The organism is uncultured Corynebacterium sp., from assembly GCF_902782855.1.
Lineage (GTDB): Bacteria > Actinomycetota > Actinomycetes > Mycobacteriales > Mycobacteriaceae > Corynebacterium.
On sequence record NZ_CACZOO010000047.1, the window covers coordinates 1 to 6,840 of the forward strand.

Genomic DNA, 6,840 nt, shown 5'->3' on the forward strand with positions numbered 1-6,840 from the left:
GAGCACGGGGAGTTGAGCACGGGGAGTTGAGCACGGGGAGTTGAGCACGGGGAGCGCCGCCCGCTCCGGTGACCGACCCCCGTCGGATACCTGTTCCAGTCGGCGTTGTCAAGTATTTCATTCATGCCGCACCGATGACACCGTGCGGATCCAGATGTGGGGATAACGTTCCCTCCTGTTGTAGACAGAGCAGTCTGTCTGAGTATCTACAGGAGGATGCATGAAGACGGGAGCAGTGCTCGCCGCGACCGGTGTCGTCGCCCTCGGCGTCATATTCGCCCTGCCCGGCGGTACCACCGACGACCCGGACGCGACCGACGTCTCCTCCGGATCCCACCGGATCAACCTCATCGCCTACTCGGTGCCCAAGCCCGGCTTCGAGGCCGTCATCGCCGGCTACCGGGCCACCGGGGACGGCCGGGACACCGGCTTCGCCGAATCCTACGGCGCCTCCGGTGACCAGTCCCGCAAAGTCGCCCGACGCGTCCCCGCGGACCTGGTGAACTTCTCCCTGGAGCCGGACATCACCCGGCTGGTGAAGGAAGGCCTCGTCGCAGGGGACTGGAAGACCGGCGTCCCGGGTGACGAATCCGGCCGCTCGGTGCCCTTCGGCTCCGTGGTCTCCTTCGTCACCCGTGAGGGCAACCCGGAGAACCTGGGGAACTGGGACGACCTGCTCGCCCCCGGCATCGAGATCATCACACCCAACCCGGCGTCCTCCGGATCGGCGAAATGGAACCTGCTCGCACCCTATGCCGGCTGGTACTTCCAGGCCCTGGACAGCGGGAAGGATGCGGCGGACGCCCACGACGAGGCCCACGCCAAGGTCGCCGAGCTCGTCAACGAGCATATCCACGTCCGGCCCAAGTCCGGCCGTGAAGCCACCAGTGCCTTCGAACAGGGGCAGGGAGATGTGCTGCTCTCCTACGAGAACGAGGCGATCCTGCTCGCCCGCGACGGAGACGACATCACCTACCTCAACCCGGCCGACACCTTCCGCATCGAGAACCCCGTCGCCGTGGTCACCGGTGACGATGCCGGGGATGATGATGCGGCGACAGCCTTCCGGAACTACCTGTTCACCCCGGACGCCGAGACCCGCTGGGCCTCCCGGGGGTTCCGCCCCGGCCCCGACCTCTTCAGCGACGACGGGAGGACCCCGGTCATCGACGCACTCCCCGCAGACCAGCGGGACGCCTTCCGGCCGACGCGGAACGTGTGGACCATCGACGACCTGTCGGAGCAGTTCGCGGGGATTTTCCCGGACCTCGCCGCCGGTGATCCCGGCAAGGACAACGGGAAAACCGGCTGGGCCCTGGTGGACGCCGTCCTCTTCGGCACCGACGGCGCCGTCACGAAGATCTACGGAGGAGACGCATGAGAGCCTCGAAACTGAGCATGGGCACCGCAGTCCTCTGGCTGTCCGTCATCGTGCTGCTGCCGTTGGCGGCGCTGGCCACCCAGGCGTTCGAGGGTGGCGTCCCCGCTTTCCTGGACGCCGTGACCACCTCCGGGGCGCTCGACGCACTGTGGGTGACGGTGCTCGTCTCTGCGGTGGTCGGCGTGATCAGCGCCGTCACCGGAACACTGGTCGCCTGGGTGCTGGTCCGCGACGACTTCCCGGGCAAGAGGATCGTGGACGCGCTGATCGACCTGCCGTTCGCCCTGCCGACCATTGTGGCGTCGCTGGTGCTGCTGAGCCTCTACGGGCCGGACAGTCCCTTCAACATCACCCTCAACGCCACCCGGCCAGCGCTGGTCATCGCCCTGGCCTTCGTCTGCCTGCCGTTCGTCGTCCGGGCGGTGCAGCCGGTGCTCATCGAACTCGACGGTGACGTCGAGGAGGCGGCGGCGTCCCTCGGCGCGAACAACGCCACGATCTTCCGGCGCATCATCCTGCCTGCCCTGGTCCCCGCGATCCTCTCGGGCACCGGCCTGGCCTTTGCCCGGGCACTCGGCGAGTTCGGGTCCGTGGTACTCATCGGCGGGAACATCCCCGGTGAGACCCAGGTCGCCTCCCAGTACATCCAGGAGCAGATCGAGTCCGACGTGCCGCAGGCCGCCGCCGCGGTCTCGGTGGTGCTCCTGGCCATCACCTTCCTCGTCCTGCTGGTCCTCCGCATCGTCGGTGAGGGCGGGGCACGAAAGGAGCAGCGCGCATGACGCTCTCACGCAAGACGGTCCTCACGCTGCGCATCCTCGCCCTGGTGTGGATCGGCGTCCTCGTCGTCCTGCCGGTCGGCACCATCCTGTGGCGTGCCCTGTCACCCGGTCTGCCCCAGTTCTGGGAGTGGATCACCACGCCCGCCGCGATCTCGGCCCTGAAGACCTCGCTGCTCATCGTGGTGATCGTCGTGCCGCTCAATGTGGTCTTCGGCATCGTCGTCTCCCTCGGCCTGGTCCGTGGCCGGTTCCCGGGGAAGAACATCGTCCAGGCCGTCGTCGACCTGCCGTTCTCGGTCTCACCGGTGATCGTCGGCGTGTCCCTGATCCTGCTGTGGGGCCACGGCGGCTGGTTCGGCGGCATCGGGTCCACCGGGTTCCAGGTCGTCTTCGGACTGCCGGGCATGGTGCTGGCGACGATCTTCGTCACCCTGCCCTTCATCGTCCGCGAGGTCGAGCCGGTGCTCCACGAGATCGGTACCGACCAGGAGCAGGCGGCGTCCACCCTGGGGGCGAACCGGTGGCAGACGTTCCGGCGGATCACGCTCCCTTCGATCCGGTGGGGGCTGTCCTACGGCATCGCGCTGACCGTCGCCCGCTCGCTCGGTGAATTCGGCGCGGTGATCATGGTCGCGTCCGGGTTCGCCGGTGGCGGGCAGACCCTCACCCTCCTCGTCCACTCCCGCTACATCGACGACCACAACGTCTACGGCGCCTACGCCGCAGCGACTCTGCTGATGGTCGTCGCCGTCATCGTCCTCGTCATCATGACCGCACTCCAGAAGAAGCAGGTAGCGAAATGACCATCTCCGTCGCCCACGCCGTGAAGACCTACGGCTCCTCCCCGGTATTCAAGGCTCTCGACGACGTCTCCCTCGACATCCCGGAGGGGTCGCTGACCGCCCTGCTGGGCCCTTCAGGATCCGGCAAGTCCACGCTGCTGCGCACCATCGCCGGCCTGGAGCAGCCGGACTCCGGGTCCGTCATCATCGACGGGCGCGACGTGACCCGCCTGTCGCCGCAGGACCGCGGGATCGGCTTCGTCTTCCAGCACTACGCGGCCTTCAAACACATGACGGTGCGGGACAATGTGGCCTTCGGACTGTCGGTCCGCAAGCGTCCGACGAAGGAGATCGACAAGCGGGTCGACGAACTCCTCGAGATCGTCGGCCTGGCCGGCTACCAGTCCCGGTACCCGGGGCAGTTGTCCGGTGGCCAGCGGCAGCGCATGGCCCTGGCCCGGGCGCTGGCTCCGAACCCCGGGGTCCTGCTGCTCGACGAACCCTTCGGCGCTCTGGACGCCAAGGTCCGCGAAGACCTGCGGACCTGGCTGCGCCACATGCACGAGGAGTTCACGGTGACGACCGTGCTGGTGACCCACGACCAGGAGGAGGCGCTCGACGTCGCCGACCGCATCGCGGTGCTCTCGGCGGGACGCATCGAGCAGGTCGGCGCACCCGCGGAACTCTACGACCACCCGGCGACGCCGTTCGTCCAGGCGTTCCTCGGACATGTCACTGAGCTGGACGGTCAGACGGTGCGTCCCCACGACATCCGGCTGGGGCGGACCGCCGACCTCGCCGTGCCGGGCAACGAGACACCGGCGACGGCGGTGCGTGAGGCGGTGGTGGAGCGCGTGGCGGTGCTCGGCTTCGAGGTGCGCGTCGAGCTGAAGGACGCCACGACCGGCTCACCGTTCACCGCGCAGATCACCCGCGGTGACGCGAACGCGCTGGGACTGACGGACCTCAGCGCGGGGGAGAGGGTCTACGCCCGGGCCACCGAGCTGGAGTAGGGGCGGACAGTCTGCCGTTTCGCCACTTCACCATTGGTGTGACGTGGCACCACCGGACTTCTTGGTAGAATGTATGTTCCATTAATGTGAAGATGTGCGGGCTGCTGTCCAGCCTCTCTGGCATTGTCACCGGAACGGGTCAGTCCGCTGCTGACCTTGAACGGACATAGATGAGGTGGGGAGAAGCATGACAACCAGCAGCACGTACCATGCAGGGGTGGATACACCGGAACTTCGTAAGGCACGCGGGGCATTCTTCACGCCCGAGCCCGTTGCGAGGTTCATGACGGAGTGGGCCGTCAGAGGTCCAGAAGACCGGGTGCTGGAACCTTCGGCAGGGGACGCGGAGTTCCTGGTTTCCGCAGTAGAGCGGCTTCGTGAACTGGGAGTGGAACGCCCGCGCGTCCACGGCGTCGAGATTCACCGGGACAGTGCCGACGAAGGACGCCGAAGAGTTGAGGCGGTCGGCGGGGAGCCCCTCATCACAGTGGGCGACTTCTTCATGGTTCCTGCTGCCCCCAGATATGACGCTGTGATCGGTAACCCGCCGTATATCAGGTACCAGGATTTTGCTGGTGAGGCCCGTGAGAAGGCACGTGCGGCTGCTCGGACCGCCGGGGTGGAACTGAGCGGACTGGCATCTAGTTGGGCCGCATTCACCGTCTACTCTGCGAAGTTCCTTGCTCCGGGCGGACGTCTCGCACTCGTTGTACCGGGGGAGCTGCTGAGCGTGAATTATGCGGCTCCGGTTCGCGACTTCCTCGTCAGGAGCTTCGCGAAAGTGGACATTATCCTGTTCGACCGTCAGGTCTTCAACGACGCTGAGACTGATGCGGTCCTGCTCATGGCCTCCGGCTTTGGTGCCGGCGGAAATGCCGACGTCACATCTGTGCGCATGGAGAGGTTCGAGGACCTTGCTGTACTGGGTGGAAGCATCCCGACAGGGGACCCGGTGTCGACAGGCCGGACGGTCGGTGACAAGTGGACTGTGGGGCGCGACGGTGCTGCCATCGTGGAGATCCTTGACGAAGTGGTACGAGACCAAGCATTCGGAGTTCTCGACTCCTGGGGGGACACCACACTGGGTGCGGTTACCGGGAACAACGCATATTTCACGCTGTCCTCGGATGAGGTGGCCCTGTGGGGTATCCCGGAGAAGGAACTGGTGAGACTGTCTCCTCCGGGGAGCCGGCACCTACGTGGACTCCGGTTTACAGTCGAGGACTGGCTGAGCCTCGGGGATGCTGGAAGGCCCATCTGGCTGTTCCGTCCGGGAGCAGAGCACTCACGTGCTGCAAAGAACTACCTGGCTGAAGGAAGATCGCTAGGGGTCCCGAACGGGTACAAATGCCGTACCCGGAAGATCTGGTACCAGACCCCGCTTGGGAAACCTGCGGACCTGCTGCTGACCTACATGAACGCGGATACTCCGCGGCTGGTCAGGAATGAGGCCCATGTGCAACACCTCAATTCTGTTCACGGAGTATTCCTTCGCGATGAGTTCCGGACTCTGGGCAATGATCTCCTCCCTCTGGCAAGCCTGAACTCCGTCACGATCCTGCATGCAGAACTTGTGGGGCGTGCTTACGGGGGTGGGGTGCTGAAGCTGGAGCCGAAGGAAGCAGACAGATGGTTGGTGCCCTCGGGACGCCTTGTCGCGGAGAAGCAGGCTGAACTCCATGCGATCCGTGAGCAGGTGGAGAAAGCTCTCAACTCAGCCGGACCGGTGGCAGCAGCACGACTGGTTGACGAGGTGGTTCTCGGCGGTCTCCTGGCTACTGAACAGATCGCTACGGTTCGCGAAGCAGGACGGGAACTGGCGGCCCGTCGCGCAGCACGAGGAAAGAAGAGTTAGATGAGCAACAAACAGATCGCCTGGGAGAAATTTGACGGGATCGTCAGTGCCGCCGCGCCTGACGGTGTTTATACCCAACCTTGGGAGAGTCGAGCTGGTCGACTCCACTTTGTCCCGGATACGGTCACTCTGGAAAAACTCCTCGTCGTCCCGTTGATGATGGACACGACCTCTCAGACGGCAGTTCGTGCACTGGCGTTGGATGTCTGGCTGAGTTACGAACTCAGGCGTGCTGGATTCCATCCAGACATGACCTGGCCGCGGGCAGAGCCTCCGCGGGTGCTCCCGATGGCTGTCTCAAGTCTGCTCAACGCCAAGGGGCTGTCTTCTGAAGCGCGTCGCGAGCTCGCCGAATTGATACGCAAGACGCCCGGGGCAAGCTATTCCGAGGCGCGTGTGCTCGGAAAAAACTACGCGAAACAGGTTGATGTGGTCATGTCCGACTGGAGTTCCGGACCGGAGCTCCTCATCTCGACAAAGCGCATGGACTCGTCTTTCGGGAAGAACGCGGCACACCGCATCGAGGAGGCTTACGGAGACGCCAGGAACCTCCGTGCACGGCACCCGATGGCGGCACTGGGGTTCCTGTTCGGTCTCCGGTCCTCGGTGCTCGATGAGGCCCCGGACACTGCTGAGCTGTTGATCGACCTCATCGGCAAGCTCGGGAGGGAGGACGACGCGTACCACGCGACATGCCTGGTGATGATGGACTACGAGGATGGCGGTGAGGTGGTGAAGGTCCGTGATGACCTCATTCCGTTCGAGCTGTCCATGTCCCGGTTCCTCGGGTACATGGTGAACCGAGTGCTCGACGGCAGTCCTGTAACACGACATCGTGAGGCGCGTGAGCGAAGGGCGGCTGCGATGAAGGAGCAGGGCCCGGGAGGTTTGGGTTCGGTTCGCGCAGACGCATAGCTTACGGGCCGGCCCTGTCCGTGCCATGTCGGTGGTGACAAGTCACCGGAGTACTGCATCTTGTGCACGTTTCAGCGAGAGGAGAGGACTGTGCACGTAGAGAAGGCATCGA

Annotated in this window: 6 protein-coding genes; all 6 read left to right on the forward strand. The window is 65.0% G+C overall.

Annotation, left to right across the window (positions count from 1 at the left end; genetic code table 11):
- The first annotated feature begins 220 nt into the window (after nt 1-220).
- The 6 genes from QZV72_RS01965 to QZV72_RS01990 all read left to right on the forward strand — a co-directional run bounded on the left by QZV72_RS01965 (nt 221) and on the right by QZV72_RS01990 (nt 6,728).
- Complete coding sequence (locus tag QZV72_RS01965) at nt 221-1,381, forward strand: extracellular solute-binding protein (RefSeq protein ID WP_297004564.1); 1,161 nt, start codon at nt 221-223, stop codon at nt 1,379-1,381.
- Nucleotides 1,378-2,163 (forward strand): sulfate ABC transporter permease subunit CysT, encoded by a 786-nt coding sequence (cysT, locus tag QZV72_RS01970; protein WP_297004566.1) that lies wholly within the window; start codon nt 1,378-1,380, stop codon nt 2,161-2,163. Before QZV72_RS01965 ends, cysT begins: the two co-directional genes overlap by 4 nt.
- A complete protein-coding gene (locus QZV72_RS01975; protein WP_297004568.1) occupies nt 2,160-2,966 on the forward strand; it encodes a sulfate ABC transporter permease subunit in 807 nt (268 codons plus the stop codon). The genes cysT and QZV72_RS01975 overlap by 4 nt, the downstream gene beginning before the upstream one ends.
- Complete coding sequence (locus QZV72_RS01980) at nt 2,963-3,958, forward strand: sulfate/molybdate ABC transporter ATP-binding protein (RefSeq protein ID WP_297004571.1); 996 nt, start codon at nt 2,963-2,965, stop codon at nt 3,956-3,958. Before QZV72_RS01975 ends, QZV72_RS01980 begins: the two co-directional genes overlap by 4 nt.
- 187 nt (nt 3,959-4,145) lie before the next feature.
- Nucleotides 4,146-5,813: an Eco57I restriction-modification methylase domain-containing protein gene (locus QZV72_RS01985; RefSeq protein ID WP_297004574.1), complete on the forward strand. Its 1,668-nt coding sequence runs from the start codon at nt 4,146-4,148 to the stop codon at nt 5,811-5,813.
- Nucleotides 5,814-6,728, forward strand: coding sequence for a hypothetical protein (locus QZV72_RS01990; protein ID WP_297004577.1), 915 nt, complete (start codon nt 5,814-5,816; stop codon nt 6,726-6,728).
- Nucleotides 6,729-6,840: the final 112 nt, after the last annotated feature.

Coding starts and splice junctions, on each gene's coding strand:
- QZV72_RS01965 (WP_297004564.1), top strand. CDS start 221: ATGAAGACGGGAGCAGTGCTCGCCGCGACCGGTGTCGTCGCCCTCGGC.
- cysT (WP_297004566.1), top strand. CDS start 1,378: ATGAGAGCCTCGAAACTGAGCATGGGCACCGCAGTCCTCTGGCTGTCC.
- QZV72_RS01985 (WP_297004574.1), top strand. CDS start 4,146: ATGACAACCAGCAGCACGTACCATGCAGGGGTGGATACACCGGAACTT.
- QZV72_RS01990 (WP_297004577.1), top strand. CDS start 5,814: ATGAGCAACAAACAGATCGCCTGGGAGAAATTTGACGGGATCGTCAGT.
- QZV72_RS01975 (WP_297004568.1), top strand. CDS start 2,160: ATGACGCTCTCACGCAAGACGGTCCTCACGCTGCGCATCCTCGCCCTG.
- QZV72_RS01980 (WP_297004571.1), top strand. CDS start 2,963: ATGACCATCTCCGTCGCCCACGCCGTGAAGACCTACGGCTCCTCCCCG.